At 71.9% G+C, this 18,378-nt stretch carries 17 protein-coding genes; 11 read left to right on the top strand and 6 right to left on the bottom strand.

Features of this window, described 5'->3' with window-relative positions; translation table 11 throughout:
* Nucleotides 1-26: 26 nt before the first annotated feature.
* The 5 genes from ACGF5O_RS19930 to ACGF5O_RS19950 all read left to right on the top strand — a co-directional run bounded on the left by ACGF5O_RS19930 (nucleotide 27) and on the right by ACGF5O_RS19950 (nucleotide 4,588).
* Nucleotides 27-2,033 carry a HelD family protein gene (locus ACGF5O_RS19930; RefSeq protein WP_393811178.1) on the top strand — a complete coding sequence of 669 codons (2,007 nt, stop codon included), beginning with the start codon at nucleotides 27-29 and terminating at the stop codon, nucleotides 2,031-2,033.
* Nucleotides 2,034-2,151: 118 nt separating this feature from the next.
* Nucleotides 2,152-2,631: an HAD domain-containing protein gene (locus tag ACGF5O_RS19935; RefSeq protein ID WP_393811179.1), complete on the top strand. Its 480-nt coding sequence runs from the start codon at nucleotides 2,152-2,154 to the stop codon at nucleotides 2,629-2,631.
* 313 nt (nucleotides 2,632-2,944) lie between these two features.
* A complete protein-coding gene (locus tag ACGF5O_RS19940; RefSeq protein WP_393811180.1) occupies nucleotides 2,945-3,424 on the top strand; it encodes a helix-turn-helix domain-containing protein in 480 nt (159 codons plus the stop codon).
* A gap of 77 nt (nucleotides 3,425-3,501) precedes the next feature.
* Complete coding sequence (locus ACGF5O_RS19945; RefSeq protein ID WP_393811181.1) at nucleotides 3,502-4,134, top strand: hypothetical protein; 633 nt, start codon at nucleotides 3,502-3,504, stop codon at nucleotides 4,132-4,134.
* A gap of 109 nt (nucleotides 4,135-4,243) precedes the next feature.
* Nucleotides 4,244-4,588, top strand: a complete 345-nt coding sequence (locus tag ACGF5O_RS19950) for a DUF2516 family protein (protein ID WP_393811182.1) — start codon at nucleotides 4,244-4,246, stop codon at nucleotides 4,586-4,588.
* 90 nt (nucleotides 4,589-4,678) lie between these two features.
* Here the strand turns inward: ACGF5O_RS19950 and ACGF5O_RS19955 are convergent, their stop codons facing one another.
* The 3 genes from ACGF5O_RS19955 to ACGF5O_RS19965 all read right to left on the bottom strand — a co-directional run bounded on the left by ACGF5O_RS19955 (nucleotide 4,679) and on the right by ACGF5O_RS19965 (nucleotide 8,374).
* Nucleotides 4,679-5,989 (bottom strand): PP2C family protein-serine/threonine phosphatase, encoded by a 1,311-nt coding sequence (locus ACGF5O_RS19955; protein ID WP_393811183.1) that lies wholly within the window; start codon nucleotides 5,987-5,989, stop codon nucleotides 4,679-4,681.
* Between the two features lie 289 nt (nucleotides 5,990-6,278).
* Nucleotides 6,279-7,397, bottom strand: coding sequence for an NlpC/P60 family protein (locus ACGF5O_RS19960; RefSeq protein WP_393811184.1), 1,119 nt, complete (start codon nucleotides 7,395-7,397; stop codon nucleotides 6,279-6,281).
* A 182-nt stretch (nucleotides 7,398-7,579) separates the two neighbouring features.
* Entirely contained in the window at nucleotides 7,580-8,374 is a 795-nt protein-coding gene (locus tag ACGF5O_RS19965) for a class I SAM-dependent methyltransferase (protein WP_393811185.1), read from the bottom strand.
* Nucleotides 8,375-8,644: 270 nt separating this feature from the next.
* On the opposite strand from ACGF5O_RS19965, the gene mshA reads away from it, so the two are divergent.
* The 3 genes from mshA to ACGF5O_RS19980 all read left to right on the top strand — a co-directional run bounded on the left by mshA (nucleotide 8,645) and on the right by ACGF5O_RS19980 (nucleotide 12,295).
* Nucleotides 8,645-9,982, top strand: coding sequence for a D-inositol-3-phosphate glycosyltransferase (gene mshA, locus ACGF5O_RS19970; RefSeq protein ID WP_393811186.1), 1,338 nt, complete (start codon nucleotides 8,645-8,647; stop codon nucleotides 9,980-9,982).
* Nucleotides 9,975-10,484: a YbjN domain-containing protein gene (locus ACGF5O_RS19975; protein ID WP_393811187.1), complete on the top strand. Its 510-nt coding sequence runs from the start codon at nucleotides 9,975-9,977 to the stop codon at nucleotides 10,482-10,484. The genes mshA and ACGF5O_RS19975 overlap by 8 nt, the downstream gene beginning before the upstream one ends.
* A gap of 131 nt (nucleotides 10,485-10,615) precedes the next feature.
* Complete coding sequence (locus tag ACGF5O_RS19980) at nucleotides 10,616-12,295, top strand: glycosyl hydrolase family 28-related protein (RefSeq protein WP_393811188.1); 1,680 nt, start codon at nucleotides 10,616-10,618, stop codon at nucleotides 12,293-12,295.
* Here the strand turns inward: ACGF5O_RS19980 and ACGF5O_RS19985 are convergent.
* The gene (locus ACGF5O_RS19985; RefSeq protein WP_393811189.1) at nucleotides 12,271-13,080 is read right to left on the bottom strand and encodes an AraC family transcriptional regulator; all 810 of its coding nucleotides are present in this window, start codon (nucleotides 13,078-13,080) and stop codon (nucleotides 12,271-12,273) included. The genes ACGF5O_RS19980 and ACGF5O_RS19985 overlap by 25 nt on opposite strands.
* On the opposite strand from ACGF5O_RS19985, the gene ACGF5O_RS19990 reads away from it, so the two are divergent.
* The gene (locus tag ACGF5O_RS19990) at nucleotides 13,079-13,543 is read left to right on the top strand and encodes a DUF2000 family protein (RefSeq protein WP_393811190.1); all 465 of its coding nucleotides are present in this window, start codon (nucleotides 13,079-13,081) and stop codon (nucleotides 13,541-13,543) included. The genes ACGF5O_RS19985 and ACGF5O_RS19990 overlap by 2 nt on opposite strands.
* A gap of 98 nt (nucleotides 13,544-13,641) precedes the next feature.
* Nucleotides 13,642-14,775: a hypothetical protein gene (locus ACGF5O_RS19995; RefSeq protein ID WP_393811191.1), complete on the top strand. Its 1,134-nt coding sequence runs from the start codon at nucleotides 13,642-13,644 to the stop codon at nucleotides 14,773-14,775.
* Nucleotides 14,776-14,925: 150 nt separating this feature from the next.
* On the opposite strand, the gene ACGF5O_RS20000 is transcribed toward ACGF5O_RS19995, so the two are convergent.
* Nucleotides 14,926-16,200 carry an MDR family MFS transporter gene (locus tag ACGF5O_RS20000; RefSeq protein WP_393811192.1) on the bottom strand — a complete coding sequence of 425 codons (1,275 nt, stop codon included), beginning with the start codon at nucleotides 16,198-16,200 and terminating at the stop codon, nucleotides 14,926-14,928.
* Between the two features lie 188 nt (nucleotides 16,201-16,388).
* Here ACGF5O_RS20000 and ACGF5O_RS20005 point away from each other — a divergent pair, with 188 nt between their 5' ends.
* Nucleotides 16,389-17,150, top strand: a complete 762-nt coding sequence (locus ACGF5O_RS20005; protein ID WP_393811193.1) for a phosphoglyceromutase — start codon at nucleotides 16,389-16,391, stop codon at nucleotides 17,148-17,150.
* A 77-nt stretch (nucleotides 17,151-17,227) separates the two neighbouring features.
* On the opposite strand, the gene ACGF5O_RS20010 is transcribed toward ACGF5O_RS20005, so the two are convergent.
* Nucleotides 17,228-18,025 carry a hypothetical protein gene (locus ACGF5O_RS20010; protein WP_393811194.1) on the bottom strand — a complete coding sequence of 266 codons (798 nt, stop codon included), beginning with the start codon at nucleotides 18,023-18,025 and terminating at the stop codon, nucleotides 17,228-17,230.
* Between the last annotated feature and the right edge of the window lie 353 nt (nucleotides 18,026-18,378).

Consider the following 18,378-nt stretch of genomic DNA (forward strand, 5'->3'; position numbering starts at 1 on the left):
CACGATTTCTCCCTTACCCTGTCTCCATGCAGCAGGAACTCGACCGCGAACGCGCCTACCACGACACCTGCCGAGCCGCCCTCGCCCGCATGGTCGAAGGCGCCGTCGAGCACGTCGTCACCGGGGAGGACGTCTCCGCGTCCGGTGCCGACGCCGAGGTGCTCGGGTACCGGCTGCGCAGCCGGGCCAAGGAGATGCGCGAGCTGCCCGAGGGCCCGCTGTTCTTCGGCAAGCTGGACTTCGAGGCGGGGGAGCACGCCGGGCAGAGCTACCGCATCGGCCGGCTGCGGATCAGCGAGGAGCCGACCGCCCCGCCCCTCGTCGTGGACTGGCGCGCCCCCGTCTCCCGCGCCTTCTACCAGGCAGGCCCCGACGACCCGCAGGGCGTGGCGGTACGCCGCCGGTTCGGCTGGGCGCCCGGCAGCCGCGGCGACTCCGCCGACCTCACCGGGATGGAGGACGAGCAGCTGAGCGCAGGGGAGCCCGGGACCGGGAGCAGCATCCTCACCCACGAGATCGAACGGCCGCGCGTCGGCCCCATGCGCGACATCGCCGCCACCATCCAGCCCGACCAGGACGACCTGGTCCGCGCCGGCCTCGCCGACTCCGTCTGCGTGCAGGGCGCACCGGGCACCGGCAAGACCGCCGTCGGCCTGCACCGCGCCGCCTACCTCCTCTACACCCACCCCCAGCGCATCCGCCGCTCCGGCCTGCTGATCCTCGGCCCCAACCGGACCTTCCTCTCCTACATCTCCGAGGTCCTCCCGGCCCTGGGCGAGACCGGTGTACGGCAGACGACCCTGCCGGAGGAGATCGGCCGCCACCCGGTCACCGGCACCGACCCGCACCGCACCGCCGCGCTCAAGCACGACCCGCGGATGGCCGAGGTGCTGCGCCGCGCCCTGTACGCCCACGTCCGCACCGACTCCGTCAGCCCGCTCTCGCTCTCCGACGGCACGTACACCTGGCGGGTCTCCGCCGCCGCGCTGACGAGGATCGTCGAGGTGGTACGGGACGAGGAACCGCCGTACGCCGTCGGGCGGGAACGGGTGCGGGGCCGGGCGACGCGGGCCGTACAGCTCCAGGCCGAACGGCGGGCGGGCCCGCAGCCCGGCGCCTGGACCCGGCGCCTGGAACGCTCCCGGGCGATGAGCGCCTACCTCGACACCGTCTGGCCGAAGGTGCGCCCGGAGGAGGTGGTGGCCGAACTCCTCACGGACGCCGAGGTGCTGGCGGCCGCCGCCGAAGGGCTCCTCACCCCCGGCGAACAGCGGGACCTGCGCTGGGCCCGGCCGCCGCGCTCGTACAAGTCGGCCCGCTGGTCGGCCGCCGACCTGGTCCTCCTCGACGAGGTCGCGGGGCTCGTCGAACACCCCGAGGGCTACGGCCACATCGTCGTCGACGAGGCCCAGGACCTGTCTCCCATGGAGTGCAGGGCGATCGCCCGCCGCGCGGTCTTCGGCTCCCTCACCGTCCTCGGCGACCTGGCCCAGGCCACCACGCCCTGGTCGGCGCGGAGCTGGGCCGCCGTACTGGGCCACCTGGGCAAGCCGGAGGCGGCCGTCATCCCGCTGACCACCGGTTTCCGGGTCCCGGCGGCGGTCGTTGCGCTGACCAACCGGCTGCTGCGCCGCCTGGGCACGGACGTACCCCCGGCCACGTCATACCGCGGCGACGGCGAGGTGACGGTCCGTCCGACCCGGGACGTGCCCGCGACGACGGTCACCGCGGTGCGGGAGGCACTGGCCCACGAGGGCTCGGTGGGAGTCGTGGCGGCGGACGCACAGGTGACCGCCGTACGCGAGGCACTGACCGCCGCCGGCATCGAACCGGCGGGCCCGGACGAACTCGGCGCCCGCGTGGCCGTGGTCCCGGCGAGCGTCGTCAAGGGCCTGGAGTACGACCACGTGGTGGCCGTGGAACCGGCGGCGGTCGCGGAGGCGGAGGAACGGGGTCTGCACCGGCTGTACGTGGTGCTGACGAGAGCGGTGTCGAGACTGGACGTGGTGCACGCGCGACCGCTGCCTTTCTGAGAAGGCCAGGTGCGACGCGCCCCCTTGGGGGCGCGGGGAACCGCGCGAGCAACCCCCACTCACCCGCAGCCGCCGCACAACCTTTCCCGGCACCCCCTGCGATGCGATCCTGTCCCCGATGCTCCTCTTCCTAGACATCGACGGCACCCTCATCCCCTTCGGCGCCCCCGCCGACCGCCCCTACCCGGTCTACGACACCGGCATCGCCCCCGCTCATCCGCTGCTGAACCGCATCGACCCGGACCTCGGCCCCCGCCTGGGCGCCCTCCGCTGCGACCTCGTGTGGGCCACCACCTGGATGGACGACGCCAACGACTGCGTCGCCCCCTGGCTGGGCCTGCCCCCGCTGCCCGTCGTGGAGTGGCCGGACGAGGAGAAGCCGTCGGCCCTGCTGCACTGGAAGACCCGGCCGCTGGTGGCGTGGGCGGGGGAGCGGCCGTTCATCTGGCTCGACGACGAGATCACCGAGGCCGACCGCGCCTGGGTCGCCACCCACCATCACCGGCCCGCCCTGCTGCACCGCGTCGACCACGAGTTCGGCCTGACGGAGGCGGACTTCACGGTGCTGGAGGACTGGCTGGCGTCGGTCGAGCGCTGACGGCTCACCCGCGGCGCGGGGCGGACACGGCGACGGGATCTGCCACGGAATCCGCGACGGATTCCGCCACGGGATCCGCTACAGCATTCGCTACTGAGTCCGCGACGGTGTCGGCGAAGGTTCGGGCGAGCCCCTGCTGAGCAGGCCGGCCCGGTCCGCCTGCCGCACCGTTCTCGCTCCGGACCCCGGCCGGCCGCGGGACTGAGGCGGCGCCTGGCCCGTTCGGCCATCCAGGTGTCATCCGGGTATGGCGCGGCACACTTTTGCAAGCAGGTGCTTGCAATTGTTAGCGAGGGTGGGGCAGGGTGGAGGTATGGCATCGCTGAACGTCGGCAATCTCGGTGAGTATCTGCGTGAACAGCGGCGCAACGCGCAGCTGTCGCTCAGGCAGCTCGCCGATGCCGCCGGGGTGTCCAATCCGTACCTGAGCCAGATCGAGCGCGGGCTGCGCAAGCCGAGCGCGGAGGTGCTCCAGCAGGTCGCCAAGGCCCTGCGGATCTCCGCCGAGACGCTGTACGTCCGCGCCGGAATCCTCGACGCCGAGCGGGATCTGAACGAGGTGGAGACCCGTGCGGTCATCCTCGCCGACCCCACCCTCGACGAGCGGCAGAAGCAGGTGCTGCTGCAGATCTACGAGTCGTTCAGGAAAGAGAACGGCTTCGGGTCGGGCGAGGAACGCGCGAGCGGCACGGGCACCCCGGCAGCCGCCGAGGACGACGCCGACAGCGATGTCGGCAGCGGGAGCGACGACAGCGACGACAGTGAGACCGGTCCACGGCGGACGGCCGGATGAGCCGGCCAAGCGCGCCGGCCGCCACGCCGCGGACCACAAAACCCTCAGCCGAACTTTAATACGGGAGGACCATCACCATGGCCATCACCGACGACCTGCGCAAGACCCTCAGCGACCCGACTCCGCTCTACTTCGCCGCCGGCACCGCCGACCTGGCCCTCCAGCAGGCCAAGAAGGTCCCCGGCCTGGTCGAGCAGCTGCGTGCCGAGGCCCCGGCCCGCATCGAGGCGGTCCGCAAGGCCGACCCGAAGGCCGTCCAGGAGAAGGCCGCCGCCCGCGCCAAGGAGGCCGGCGTCAAGGCCAAGGAGGCGCAGGTCAGCCTCCAGTCCAAGGTCAACGACTTCATCGTCTCCCTCGACGGCGACCTCAAGAAGCTCGGCGAGTCCGCCCAGGACTTCGCGCTGCGCCAGGTCGGCGTGGCCGCCGAGTACGCCGTCAAGGCCCGCGAGACCTACGAGAAGGTCGCCGAGCACGGTGAGCAGGCCGTGAAGACCTGGCGTGGCGAGGCCGCCGACGAGATCGAGGACCTGGCCATCGCCGTCGAGGGCAAGCCCGAGGCGGTCGCGGTCAAGGAGGACGAGAAGAAGGCGGACGAGCCGAAGGCCGCCGAGGCCAAGCCGGCCGCCGTGAAGAAGGCCCCGGCCGCCAAGAAGACCCCGGCCCCGCGCAAGGCCACCCCGGCCAAGAAGACCACTCCGCCGGCCAAGTAACCGGCGCACGCGTCAGCAGAACGTACGGACCGGGCACCATGAGGGTGCCCGGTCCGTTCTACGGGTACGGTGGCCGCGTAGGGATCGGGAGAGAGCGGGTGGTGACGGCATGCTGATGCTGGGATTCGCAGGGTTCCTGGGACTGCTGAAGATCGTCCTGATGGCTCTGGCCGCGTTCGGGCTGGTCGACGCCGTGTTCCGGCGCGAGGACGCGTTCCGCGCGGCCGACAAGCAGAACAAGATGTTCTGGCTGATCATCCTGGCCATCGCCCTGGTCGTCAGCTACCTCTTCTCGATCCTCTCCATCCTCCCGATCGCGGGCCTGGTGGCGAGCATCGTCTACCTCGTCGACGTCCGGCCCGCCGTCAAGCAGGCGTCCGGCGGCGGCTGGCGGGGCCGCCGCGGCGGCAGCAGCAGCGACGGCCCGTACGGCCCGTACAACGGCGGCCGCTGAGGCGCCCCGTAGGGGCGCGGGGAACTGCGCGACCAGCCCCCACGCACCCGCAGGCGGCCGACCACCGAACCGGAAGCGGCGAGCAGCCGCTCAAACCCCGCGATCCAGCAGCACAACGGCCACGTCATCCGTCAGCTCGCCCCCATTGAGCTGCCGCACCTCGTTCACCGCCGCCCGCAGCAACGCCTCCCCGGTCAGGCCGGAGGCAAGCTGGCGGCGGACCATCTCGACCATCCCCTCCTGCCCCAGCCGCTCCCCGCCCGAGCCCACCCGGCCCTCGATCAGACCGTCGGTGTAGAGCATCAGGCTCCACTCGGCGCCCAGCTCCACCTGCATCCGCGGCCACCGGGCACCCTTCAGCAGCCCCAGCGCAGGCCCGTTGTTCTCGTACGGCAGCAGCTCGGCCGGCCGCCCGGGCCGGGCCACCAGCGGCGCCGGATGCCCGGCCAGGCAGAGCCCGGCCCGGCGTCCGTCCGGCGTTATGTCGACGGTGCAGAGCGTCGCGAAGATCTCCTCGTCGGAGCGCTCGTGCTCCAGCACCTCCTGCAGCGTGGACAGCAGCTCGTTGCCGCACAGCCCCGCCAGGGTCAGCGCCCGCCAGGCGATCCGCAGCTCCACGCCGAGCGCGGCCTCGTCCGGGCCGTGCCCGCAGACGTCACCGATCATCGCGTGCACGGTCCCGTCGGGCGTGCGCACGGTGTCGTAGAAGTCGCCGCCGAGCAGCGCACGGGAGCGCCCCGGGCGGTAGCGGGCGGCGAAGCGCAGCGAGGAGCCGTCGAGGAGGGGCGTGGGCAGCAGGCCCCGCTCCAGGCGGCGGTTCTCCTGCGCGCGCAGCCGCCCCTCCGCGAGCTTGCGCTCGGTCGTGAGGGAACGTTTGCGCTCGACGGCGTACCGGATGGCGCGGCTCAGCAGCCGGCCGTCCAGTTCGTCCCGGAAGAGGTAGTCCTGCGCGCCGACGCGCACGGCCTCGGTGCCGCGCTCGGCGTCACCGGAGGCGGTGAGGGCCAGCACGGCGTGCCGGGGCGCGAGCTCCAGGACGTGCTTGAGCACGCCGAGCTCGCCCTCCGTGCCCTTGCCGCCCGGCGCCGGCAGCGCCAGGTCCAGCAGGATGCAGTGGACGTCGTCGGTCAGCAGCCGCTCGGCCTCGGTGAGGTTGCGGGCGGTGCGGACGCGGATCGAGGTGCCGGACGCGTCCTGCAGCTCGGGCAGGACCGGTGAGCCGGCCGGATCGTCCTCGATCAGCAGCAGGGTGAGAGTGGTGCCGCCGGTGTTCTGGGTGGCGGCTTCCGTGCGGTTGGCCTCTTCCTTGAGGGGGCCGCCGCCCTGTGCGGGCGCGGCGGCCGGCGCCTGACCACTCTCCACGGCCGGGATCGCTCTCTGCCGCGGTACGGGTACGGGCATCGTGTTGGGTTCCTTCCCTCCCCCCGAGGGCATGGTGGGGCGAGGGACCTCGACCCACCAGACGGGGACCATAGCGTTACTGGCCACCGCAACGGAATGGTGTGAGCCGCGTCGCTCTGTCTCAGGCCAGTGTCATATGCCGCGTGCCGTACCGCAGTTGGACAAGAGGGCCGCCCGACGGGGATGACGAAGGTCACGTGCGGCCCGGGTTTGAGCGGACGTTGCGGTGCACTGGGTCACATGACCCGGCTCACGAAAGGGACATCACACCTGAAACCTCCGGTGGTGCTCAGGCGTCCGGCCGTACCACCCCGAGGATCGGCATCGATCCCGCGCCGCCGATCGACACCGTCCGCCCCGGGCGCGGGGCCTGGATGATCGCGCCGTCCCCGATGTACATCGCGACATGGCTGGCGTCGTCGAAGTAGATGATCAGGTCGCCGGGGCGCATGTCCTTCACGTCGACGTGCCTGAGCTGCTTCCACTGCTCCTCGGAGGTGCGCGGGATCGGCTTCCCGGTGCTCGCCCAGGCCTGCGAGGTCAGCCCGGAGCAGTCGTACGAGTCCGGGCCCTCGGCGCCCCACACGTACGGCTTGCCGAGCTGGGCGGTGGCGAACGCGACCGCCTTCTTCCCCGCCGCGGACGCCTTGGTGTGGATCTCGTCGAGTATCCCGGTGTCCAGCCAGGCGGTCTGTGCCTGGTAGGCGGACTCCCGCTCCAGCTCGGCGAGACGCTCCTTCTGCTTCTTCTCCAGCGTCGACTCGAGCTTCTCGGCGGCGGCGATCCGCTGCGTGATCTTCTTCTTCGCGGCGGCCTTCGCCTTGCGGCCGGCCTCCAGCCTGTTCCACTGGTCGGCCGCGTCCGCCGCGTACTGCTTCAAGTCCTGCTGGGTCTGCGTGACTTCCCTGATCAGGGCCTTGGTCGCCCGCTCGCCCTGGAGCACCCGCCCGGCCCCGTCCAGGAACTCGGAGGGGTTGTCGCTCAGCATCAGCTTGGCGGAGTCCGGCAGTCCGCCGGTGCGGTACTGGGCGGCGGCGGCCCGGCCCGCCCGCTCCTTCAGCTCGTCGAGCCTCTGCTGGCCCTTGACGATCTTCCTGGCCAGGCCGACGATCTCGGCGGACTGCTTCCGGGCCGCCTCCTCCGCGGCGTTGTACGCGTCGGTGGCGACGGCCGCGTCGTGGTAGAGCTTGTCCAGCTTGTCCCGGACGGCTTCGAGGTCCTTGTCCGGCAGGACGGTCACGGAGGCGGAGGTGCCGGCGGAGGCCGACGCGCTGGGCGAGGGGGTCGGCTTGGGTGCCGCGAACGCCGTGCCCGGTGCCGCGAGCACCGTCACCGCGCAGACCACGGTCACCGCCGTCGCCAGGATCCCGCGCCCGCCCGGCCGGACGGTGTGCTTGTCCGGTCCCATGACCCGACCCTCCAGAACTGATTAACCGTCAGTAACTTATGGCACGTGGAGGATCGTGCCACGGCGCGCCGCAAAGCGACAGAGGTGACGGCAGGTGGGTTCCTCCCCGGTTTCCCCCCGAGCATGACGATCTCCCCGCCTTTGTGACGAACGACTCACCGAGATCGTTCCCGCCCCACCCGTCAGGCCCTGGGCGCCAAGGCCCCCCACGCCACCGTCACTTCGCCCTGCCGCCAGCGCGCCGCCGAGTCCGTCACCGGCCAGTCGGCCGTCAGGTCCCGCACCGTCCGGATCCACCGCTGCCGGGCGCCGTACGACGCGTAGGGCGCGGCCGCCGCCCACGCGCGGTCGAAGTCCCGCAGGAACGCGTGCACCGGCTCGCCCGGCACGTTGCGGTGGATGAGCGCCTTCGGCAGCCGTTCCGCGAGGTCGGACGGGCGTTCCAGGGACCCGAGCCGGGCCGCGAAGGTCACGGTCCGCGGTCCCTCCGCCCCGAGCGCGACCCACACGTGCCGCCGCCCGATCTCGTCGCAGGTCCCCTCGACCAGCAGCCCGTCCGGCGCGAGCCGCCCGCACAGCCGCCGCCACACCTCGGCGACCTCGCCCTCGTCGTACTGCCGCAGCACGTTGGCCGCGCGGACGAGCAACGGCCGCCCGGGGACGGGGATCTCGAACCCGCCGTGCCGGAAGGTGAGCCCCTCGCGCTCGTACGGCCCGGCCGCGGCGACCCGCGCGGGCTCGATCTCCACCCCGACGACACGCGCGCGCGGCGCGACGGTCCGCAGTCGGCCGAGCAGTTCGACCGCGGTCCAGGGCGCGGCCCCGTACCCGAGGTCGACGGCGACAGGATCCACGGCCCGCCGCAACACGCCCCCGTGTGTGGCGGCGATCCACCGATCCATCCGCCGCAGCCGATTGGGGTTGGTGGTCCCGCGCGTCACGTTCCCTACGGGGCGGGAGGCGGCACGGGCTGTCATGTCTAAGAGGGTAAACAGTGCAGCGCCCCGAGCTGAGGCGCCCCGTAAGGGGCGCGGGGAACTGCGCGACCAGCCCCCACCCACCCGCACCCGAACTCACAACCGAACCACCCCCACGCATCCCACCCTCGAACGGTTGAGCGACACGAGGCAATGTGTCGGCAAAATCAACCACCCCCGGAATGGGAATCCCTCCCTCCGCGTTGCACCCCGTTGGAGGGCACTCGATGCCCTCCCACCGGCATGCCCGCACCGAGAGAGGACCGCCACGTGAGCCAGTACGTCAGCAGGCTCGGGCTCCGCTCCCCGTCGGCTGCCTCCCGGCTCCGCCGGGCCCGCCGGCCGCGCCGCGTCGCCATGCTCTCCGTGCACACCTCACCGCTCCACCAGCCCGGCACGGGCGACGCCGGCGGCATGAACGTCTACATCGTCGAGCTCGCGCAGCGCCTCGCCGCGATCGACATCGAGGTCGAGATCTTCACCCGGGCCACCTCCGGCGGCCTCCCGCCCACCGTCGAGCTCGCCCCGGGCGTCCTCGTCCGGCACGTCGACGCGGGACCGTACGAGGGCCTGGCCAAGGAGGACCTCCCGGCCCAGCTGTGCGCCTTCACGCACGGCGTGATGCAGGCCTGGGCCGGTCACCGCCCGGGCCACTACGACCTCGTCCACTCGCACTACTGGCTCTCCGGCCACGTCGGCTGGCTCGCCGCCCAGCGCTGGGGCGTCCCCCTGGTGCACGCCATGCACACCATGGCCAAGGTCAAGAACGCCAGCCTCGCCGACGGCGACACCCCCGAGCCCGCCGCCCGGGTCATCGGCGAGACCCAGATCGTCGCCGCGGCCGACCGCCTCATCGCGAACACCGCCGAGGAGGCCGACGAGCTCGTACGGCACTACAGCGCCGATCCCGCCAAGGTCGCCGTCGTGCACCCCGGCGTGAACCTCGACCGGTTCCGCCCGGCGGACGGACGGAAGGCGGCCCGCGCCCGCCTCGACCTCCCGCAGGACGCCCTGATCCCGCTCTTCGCGGGCCGCATCCAGCCCCTCAAGGCCCCCGACGTACTGCTCCGCGCCGTGGCCGTACTCCTCGACGGGCGCCCCGAGCTCCGCTCCCGGATCGTCGTGCCGATAGTCGGCGGCCCCAGCGGCAGCGGCCTCGCCAAGCCGGAGGGCCTGCAGAAGCTGGCCGCGCGGCTCGGTGTCGCGGACGTCGTCCGGTTCCGCCCGCCGGTCGGCCAGGAGCAGCTCGCGGACTGGTTCCGGGCCGCCTCGGTCCTGGTCATGCCCTCCTACAGCGAGTCCTTCGGCCTGGTGGCGATAGAGGCGCAGGCGGCGGGGACGCCGGTCCTCGCGGCCTCCGTCGGCGGGCTGCCGGTGGCCGTACGAGACGGCGAGACCGGCTACCTGGTGCGCGGCCACGATCCCGCCGACTACGCGCGCGTGCTGGGCCGTTTCGCCGACGACGCCACTCTGGCGGACCGTTTCGGCGCCGCCGCCGCCCGGCACGCGCAGTCCTTCGGCTGGGACACGGCCGCCGCCGCCACCGCCGACGTCTACCTGGCCGCGACCCAGTCCCACCGCCGTCGCGTACGCTCGGCCCATGGGTGATGGTGCACAGGAACGGCAGGCCGCGCAGGTCATCGAGGGTGTCCTGAAGGACGCCGAACTGGAGTGGGAGAGCCCCGAGTCCGGCACCTACGTCGTACAGCTCCCCGGCACCCGCAAGCTCAAGACGACCGTCTCCCTCATCGCCGGCCGCCACTCCCTCTCCCTGAACGCCTTCGTCATCCGGCACCCGGACGAGAACGAACCGGCCGTGCACCGCTGGCTCCTGGAGCGCAACCTCAAGCTGTACGGCGTGAGTTACGCCGTCGACCGGCTCGGCGACGTCTACGTCACCGCCCGCCTCCCGCTCTCCTCCGTCACCGCACCCGACCTCGACCGGATCCTCGGCCAGGTCCTGGAGGCCGCGGACGGCGCCTTCAACACCCTCCTGGAACTGGGCTTCGCCGCCGCGATCCGCAAGGAGTACGCGTGGCGGGTGTCCCGTGGCGAGTCGACGCGGAACCTGGACGCGTTCACGCACCTGATCGAGCGTCCCGCCGACTGACTTCAGGTCCATACCTGATTAAGACCTGCACGACTCTTTCGAGGTGCAGGACCACCATGGCATGCTCACGCCCGACGCACACATGAACGTCGTTCACAACCATGAAAGCCGCCATGGGAAGGACGTACGGAATGAGCACCGCCCACCACGGCACGACAGGCCCCCTGACCGGCCCCATCACCAGACGGACCCTGCTCGCCGGCGCCACGGCGGTGGCCGCGACCGCCGTGGCGGGCGGCACGGCACACGCCTCCGACGGCCAGGTCCCCTCCCTCTGGCGGGAGTTCCGGCGCACCCCCTTCACCCACCCCCAGATCCCCTACGTCGGCCGGGCGGGAGCGGCCCGCATCCGCCGCCTCCCCGTCGTCGCCGACGTCCGCGCGTACGGTGCCGTCGCCGACGGCGTCACCGACTGCGCCCCCGCGATCAACCGTGCCATCGCCGCTGCCGCCAGGGCCGGCGGTGGCACGGTCACCATCCCGCCCGGCACCTTCCGCATCGACGGCCTGATCCTGGTCGGCCACGACAACGTGGTGCTGCGCGGCGCCGGCAGCGGCCGTACCACCCTGTACGCGACGAAGAACCTCACCGAGCTGATCGGCCCGTACGGCTCCCGCTACGGCGGCACGAAGTCGGCGTGGTCCTGGGCGGGCGGGCTCATCTGGCTGGCACCGAAGTCCCGTTGGGACTCCCTGGTCGCCGCGATCAGGGCGCAGGCCTGGCCCTTCGAGGGCTGGACGGGCAACAAGCGGGACGAGTGGGAGCAGCTGACGCCCGTCGAACCGGCCCGCCGGGGCGACCGGACGGTCACCGTCGCCGACCCCTCCCGCCTCCGCCCCGGCCGCCTGGTCCTGCTCCGGGTCGCCGACGACCCCGCCCACACCCTCCTCCAGCACATGTCGGGCGGCGGCCCGGGACCGGCGTCGTACTACTGGGAGGACAAGACCAAGCTGCTGTCGTACGTCCCCTACGAGTGGCCCGTCCGGGTCACGGCGGTGCGCGGCCACCGGGTGACCCTGGAACGCCCGCTGCCGCTGGACCTCCGCCCGGAGTGGAACCCCCTGTTCACCACCCATGTCCGCGAGCTGACCGGCTCCGGCGTCGAGGGCCTCACCCTCGACGTCATGGAGACCCCGCAGTCCCCGCACCTGCTCGACAAGGGCTACAACGGGGTCGTCCTGCAGTGTGCGTACGACTGCTGGGTGGACGACGTCACCGTCCGCAACGTCGACAACGGCTTCGGCCTGGTCGCCGCCTCCGCCTGCACCCTGCGCCGCACCCGGGTCGGCGGCCGGGGCGAGCACCACCCCTACTTCTGCCGCGAGGGCTCGCACGACAACCTGATCGAGGACTTCACCGTCGAGCGGCGCACGGTCCCGGCCCCCGCCGACACCCAGCTGCACGGCATCAACGTCGAGGGGCTCTCCTCCCACAACGTCTGGTCGCGCGGCGAGATGCAGATGGGCACCTTCGACTCCCACCGCGGCCTGCCCTTCGCCAACGTCCGCACCGACATCACCGTGGACAACAACGGCCGGCACGGCGGCGACGCCAACGCCGGACCGCTGTTCGGCGCCCGCTTCACCCACTGGAACGTCCGGGTGACCAACGGCCGCGCGGGCCTGATGCGCCTCGACGGCCTGGCCCCGTACTCCGCCACGGTCGGCCTCAACACGGTCACCGACTTCGACCAGATCGACGTACCGGACTTCACCGGCGACCTGAACTCCCGCCTGGAGCTGTACGGCACCTGGGACGCGGTACGGCCGCCGAACCTGTACGAGGCTCAGCGCGCGCTGCCGCTCCGGTAGCGCCCGGGGGTCACCCCGACCAGCCGCTTGAAGTGCCGGGTGAGATGGGCCTGGTCGCAGAAGCCGGCGGCGGTGGCCGTCTCGCCGGGCGGCAGGCCGTCGAGCAGCAGCCGGCGGGCCCGGCCGACCCGGCGGGACATCAGGTACTGGTGCGGGGCGATGCCGTACGCGCCGCTGAACGCCCTTACCAGGTGGGCGGGGTGGGCGTGCAGCAGCCGGGCCGCCTCCTCCAGGGCGAGTCCGTCGGCGATCCGCTCGTCGAGGAGTTCGCGCAGGGAACGGGCGAGGGCCGGGTCGGGCGGCCGCCCGGTCGTGGGCCGGGGGCGGAGCAGGTCCTGCAGCCGCTCGCCGATGAGGGTGAGCCGGCTCTCGGCCTCCAGTTCGTCGCCGGGGCGGACGAGGGCGGCGTGCAGCAGTCCGACCCGCTGCCGCAGCAGGGGATCCCGCAGGTCGGGTCCGTCGACGGCGGGCCCGATCAGGTCCGGTCCGAGGATGCTCTGGTCCAGGTAGACCACGCGCTTGCGGAAGCCGTCCGCGGTGGCGGGGGAGCCGTTGTGCGGCACGTGCGGGGGCAGCAGGGTCACGGTGTCGGCCGGGGTGCCGTGCTGGTGGCGTTCGAGGTCGTACCGTACGGCGCCGGCGTCGACGATGAGCAGCGTCCAGGCGTCATGGACGTGCATCGGATAGGCGTACTCGGTGAAGCGGGCGTGGAAGACCTCGGTGACGCCCGGGACCCGGGGGCGCCAGGCGGTGACTTCCTGTGCGACGGACTGCCGGGCGGCCATGCAAAGAACGTACAAGACCCGGCCGGACGACGCCCGGCAGGCTCAAGGCATGAGCACTTTCGACACGAAGATCGCCGTGCTGCTGCGGGACGACCTGGAGCCCTGGCAGCGCCTGAACGTGACCGCGTTCCTGGTCAGCGGCCTGGGCGCGGCAGTCCCCGAGGTGGTCGGGGAGCCGTACGAGGACGCCGACGGCGTCGCCTACCTGCCGATGTTCCGGCAGCCGGTACTGGTCTTCGAGGGCGGCAAGGAGACCCTGAAGGCCGCCCACGAGCGGACGCTGAGCCGCGCCCTGCCCCGGGCCGTCTTCACCGCGGACCTGTTCTCGACCGGCAACGACCGCGACAACCGGGCGGCGGTCCGTGCCGTGCCCACGGCCGAGCTGGACCTGGTGGGGCTCGCGGTGTACGGGCCGCGGAACGGGGTGGACAAGGTGCTGAAGGGGGCGCGGATGCATCCGTGATCCGCCCTGTCGGCCGACGGGAGGAATCCCATCGCGTGACCGGGTGATCTGATCATCGTAATTGTTGCGGTCCGGGTCGGATGTCGCATGTGACAGTCATGCGATACATCAGATTCTGCAGTGTGGCCGCGGTTGCGGCAGCGATGGTCACGGGCCTGACGGGCGGACCGGCGACCGCCGCGGACCAGGACCAGGACCGGGTGCCCTGCAGCGGGACGGCGCTGAGCCTTGCGATCGCCACCGCGCGGAACGGCGAGACCATTGATCTGCGTAGCGACTGTACCTACCTCCTGAGCGCCGCTCTGCCGACCGTCGGCAAGGACCTCACGATCCGGGGCAACGGCGCGACGATCCTCCGGGACGGGACGACCGCCTCCCCGTTCCGGATCTTCGACATCAACTCGAACGGGAACCTGCGCCTCCAGGACCTCACCGTCCGCGGCGGATATCTCACCGCCACCTCCACCGCCGGGGACGGGGCAGGCATCCGCGTCAACGGCGGCGCGCTCAGGCTGTCCAAGGTCGACGTGGTCGACAACACCGCCGTGGCCAACGGCGGCGGCATCGCGGTGGAGTCGGGCGGCTCGGCGGACATCAGAAGCAGCTACGTCGCGTTCGACAACGCGAGCAACGGTGGTGGCCTCTACACCGCCGGGACCGTGACCGTCGAGAACTCCGAGTTCGCCCGCAACCACGCCCGGGCCTCCGGCGGCGGGATCTACCAGGCCACGGGCAGCACCTTCATCGGCACGAGCGTGATCCGGCGCAACACCGCGGCCGGGTCGGCGAGCGGCGGCGGCGTCTACATCGCCGGCAGCCAGTTGACGGAGATCGTCGACAGCAAGATCACGAACAATACGGACACGGGCACCGCGGGCGGCGGGATCTACAACAACGGGAACCTGAGGCTGACGAAGTCCGAGGTCAGCGGCAACGTCGTCGGTGGCTATTCGGGCCAGGGCGGCGGCATCTACAACTCGGGCAGGCTCTACCTCAAAGGCACCGACGTCTTCCGCAACAGCGCGAACGGCGGTGGCAGCGCCGTGGGCGGCGGCATCTACAACAGCGGCGGAACCGTCACCCTCGACCACAGCACCGTCCGCAACAACGCCTCCACGGTGGCTCCGGGCGGCGTCCGGACGAACGTCGCGATCACGCTCAGGGACTCCACCATCACCCGTAACATCCCGACGAACTGTGCCCCGTTGACGTTCACGGGCTGCACGGACTGAGCCGTCCCGGCGGTCGGGACCCCGGCCCTCTGTCCCCGGCCCTCTGTCCCCGGCCCCCGGCCCCCGGCCCCCGGCCCCCGGCCCCCGGCCCCCGGCCCCCGGCCCCCGGCCCTCGGCCTTCGGCCTTCGAGGGCAGGGGGCCGCCCGTGCTCAGACCGCCCGCACCCCCGCGTCCGCGTCCGCCCCCGCAACCCCCTCCGCAAGTCCCTCCGGCACCGGCCGCTCCGCCGGCAGCCGCCGCATCAGCAGCCCGTACCCGAGAGCCGCCGCCGTCCCCACGACCGCGCACACCCCCCACAGCCACTCCGCCCCGAACCGGTCGATGACCACGCCGGACATCAGCGGTGCGATGAGCGCGGCGGCCGACCAGGACAGCGTGTACATCCCCTGGTACCTGCCCCTCCCGTGCACCGGCGAGAGCTGCACCACCAGCCCCGTCTGGGTCGGCGCGTTGACGATCTCGGCGAGCGTCCACACGCACACGGTGAGCGCGAACACCCCGACCGACCCGGCGAACGCGGTGAGCCCGAACCCGTACCCCGCGAGCAGGGACGAGACGACGAGCAGGGAGCGCGGATCCCGGTGCTGGATGACCCGGGTCACCGGAATCTGCAGCACCACGATGAGGACGCCGTTCACCGCGATGGCCATGCCGTAGTCGGCGGGCGAGAACCCGGCCTCCCCCATCGCCACCGGCAGCCCGACCGACCCCTGCTGGAAGATCAGGGCGACCAGGAACGACAGCCCGACGACGCCCATGTACCGCCCGTCGCGCACGACGGTCAGCAGGCTGACCTCGCCGTCCCGGGCGGCCTCCGCTGCGGCCCGCCGCGGCCGCGACTCGGGCAGCCGCAGGAAGACCAGAACCGCACAGACGGCGGTCATCCCGGCCTCGATCAGGAACCCGGCGCGGTAGCTCACCTCGGCGATGAACCCGGCTCCCATGGACGACACGGCGAAGCCCAGGTTGATCGCCCAGTAGTTGAGCGAGAAGGCCCGCACCCGGTCCTCGGGCCGCACGATGTCGGCCATCATCGCCTGCACGGCCGGCCGGGAGGCGTTCGAGGCCACGCCGACGAGGAAGGCGACGGCGGCGATGGCGACGGGGTCGCTGACGAACCCGAGCAGCGCGACGGCCGCGGCGGTGGACCCCTGCGCGACGAGCAGCGTCGGCCGCCGCCCGAGCCGGTCGGCCATCACCCCGCCCGCCAGGGACGAGACCACTCCGCCCAGCCCGTGCAGGGAGGCGACGAGTCCGGCGTACGACGCGCTGTACCCCCGGTCGAGGGTCAGGTACAGGGCCATGAAGGTGGCCACGAAAGCGCCGAGCCGGTTGACGAGGGTGCTGGTCCACAGCCACCAGAACTCCAGGGGCAGACCGGAGACGGTCTCCCGGGCGGCGCGGCGCAGGGCGGCGGACGGCATGGTTCCCCCAGGGCAGGTGTGAGCGGTGCGGATGCAGCGGATGTAAGTGACACACTCCGCGACCGGAACTTACTCACCCGCCGCTCGCCTGAGCCAGTCAATTAACAGATGCAGTCAACTGTCCGCCCCCTGGGATGCCCCGCGGGCGCCCGCCCGCCGCCCCGAATCCGTGGATTACGCTCTGTCCCATGGCCGACGCACCGTACAAGCTGATCCTCCTCCGCCATGGCGAGAGCGAATGGAACGCGAAGAACCTGTTCACCGGCTGGGTGGACGTCAACCTCAACGAGAAGGGCGAGAGGGAGGCAGTCCGCGGCGGTGAGCTCCTGAAGGACGCCGACCTGCTCCCCGACGTGGTCCACACGTCCCTCCAGAAGCGGGCGATCCGCACGGCGCAGCTCGCCCTCGAAGCAGCCGACCGCCACTGGATCCCGGTCCACCGCAGCTGGCGCCTGAACGAGCGCCACTACGGCGCCCTCCAGGGCAAGGACAAGGCGGCGACGCTGGCCGAGTTCGGCGAGGAGCAGTTCATGCTCTGGCGCCGCTCGTACGACACCCCGCCCCCGCCGCTCCCGGACGACTCGGAGTTCTCCCAGGCCGCCGACCCCCGCTACGCCTCCATCCCCCCGGAGCTGCGTCCGCGCACGGAGTGCCTCAAGGACGTCGTCGTCCGCATGCTCCCCTACTGGTACGACGGCATCGTCCCCGACCTCCTGGCCGGCCGCACGGTCCTCGTCGCCGCCCACGGCAACAGCCTGCGCGCCCTCGTGAAGCACCTCGACGGCATCTCCGACGCCGACATCGCCGGCCTGAACATCCCGACCGGCATCCCCCTCGCCTACGAACTCGACGCCGACTTCAAGCCGCTCACCCCCGGCGGCCTGTACCTCGACCCGGACGCGGCAGCCGCAGCCATCGAGGCGGTCAAGAACCAGGGCAAGAAGAAGTAACCCTGACTCATCAAGCCCCCTGCCTGCGGGTTCTCCGTGAGTAGGGGGCTTGTTGCTGTGCTGATCGCGGCCTTCGTCTACGGCCTGCCGCCGAAGAAGCCGGACTTCAGGTCCCCGATGATGGCGTCGAGTGGATGCCCGCTGACGATGAACGGTCCGCGCCACGGCGCGCTGAGTGCGAAGAGCAACGCCAGGCTCAGCCCGACCACACTTGCGACACCCACGACGAGCAGTGACGTGCGCAGGCTGCTGCGGAAGACCAGTGCGCCGGAGTTCACGATCAATGCCAGTCCGCTGACCATGAGCGTGACGACGTAGAGCCCGGGAACCTCGTGCCCGGCAGCCGCGACGCGGGCGCGACGACTACTGGTGACGCTGTCCAGGGAAACCACCAGCTCCGTGTCTGTCGCGGTTCCCACCTCGGGCCGGGCCGCCTCGGCGCGCACACTCCGCTCCAGCCGTGCGATCGCGCGAGCAGTGGCCGGGTCGTCACCGGACGCCGCCGCCGTACCCTTCCATTCCTTTGCACGCGTGGTCTGCAAGTAGTCCAGCAGTGCGGCATCGATCGGCTCCGACCGGACTCGCGGACTTGTCGCCGCCCACGCCAGGCGGGAGGCCGAGGCCGCCTCGTCGCTCACCAATCCCTCAGCCGCGCGCAGGTAGCCGGCCTCGCTGGCCAGTGAGAGCGCCGCAAAGATCGCGAAGGCAGCGCCGAGCGTCGGCATCAGGGGCGTGGCGATCTGCGGCACCCGGTCCTGTTCTCCGACCGGTACGAGCGCCCGGACGCCGATCCGCGCCAGGGCCGCGGCCAGAAAGGCAACCAAGAGCCCGCCCACAACCAGCGCCACCGCCGGCAGCGAGGTCAACCAGCTCACCACATCACCTACAGTGCGTTCCCGCGAGCACCAGACGGCGGCGGCACATCGGCCCCCGCGACCTGGAGCTCCTCGTCGATCACTTCGATGAACACTCCATGATCACAGGCCGAACGCCTTCGACCCTCGCGACGCCCAGCACGGCAGCTCGCTTCGTCGCGCAAACAGCCCCGTACGGCCCAGTACGACGATGTACTGGCAACTACCACCGGGCCCGTCTCATCCAGCCTGGTCCACCATCGTTCAGCCGAGACCGAAAGCCGATCTCATCAAGCCGCCCACCGGTGGCCGGCACCAACGGCCGACGGCAAGAGCGATGAACGGGACCGAACCACGGCCCTGCGACCAGAGCA

This window comes from Streptomyces sp. NPDC048291, assembly GCF_043201715.1.
Taxonomy (GTDB): Bacteria; Actinomycetota; Actinomycetes; order Streptomycetales; family Streptomycetaceae; genus Streptomyces.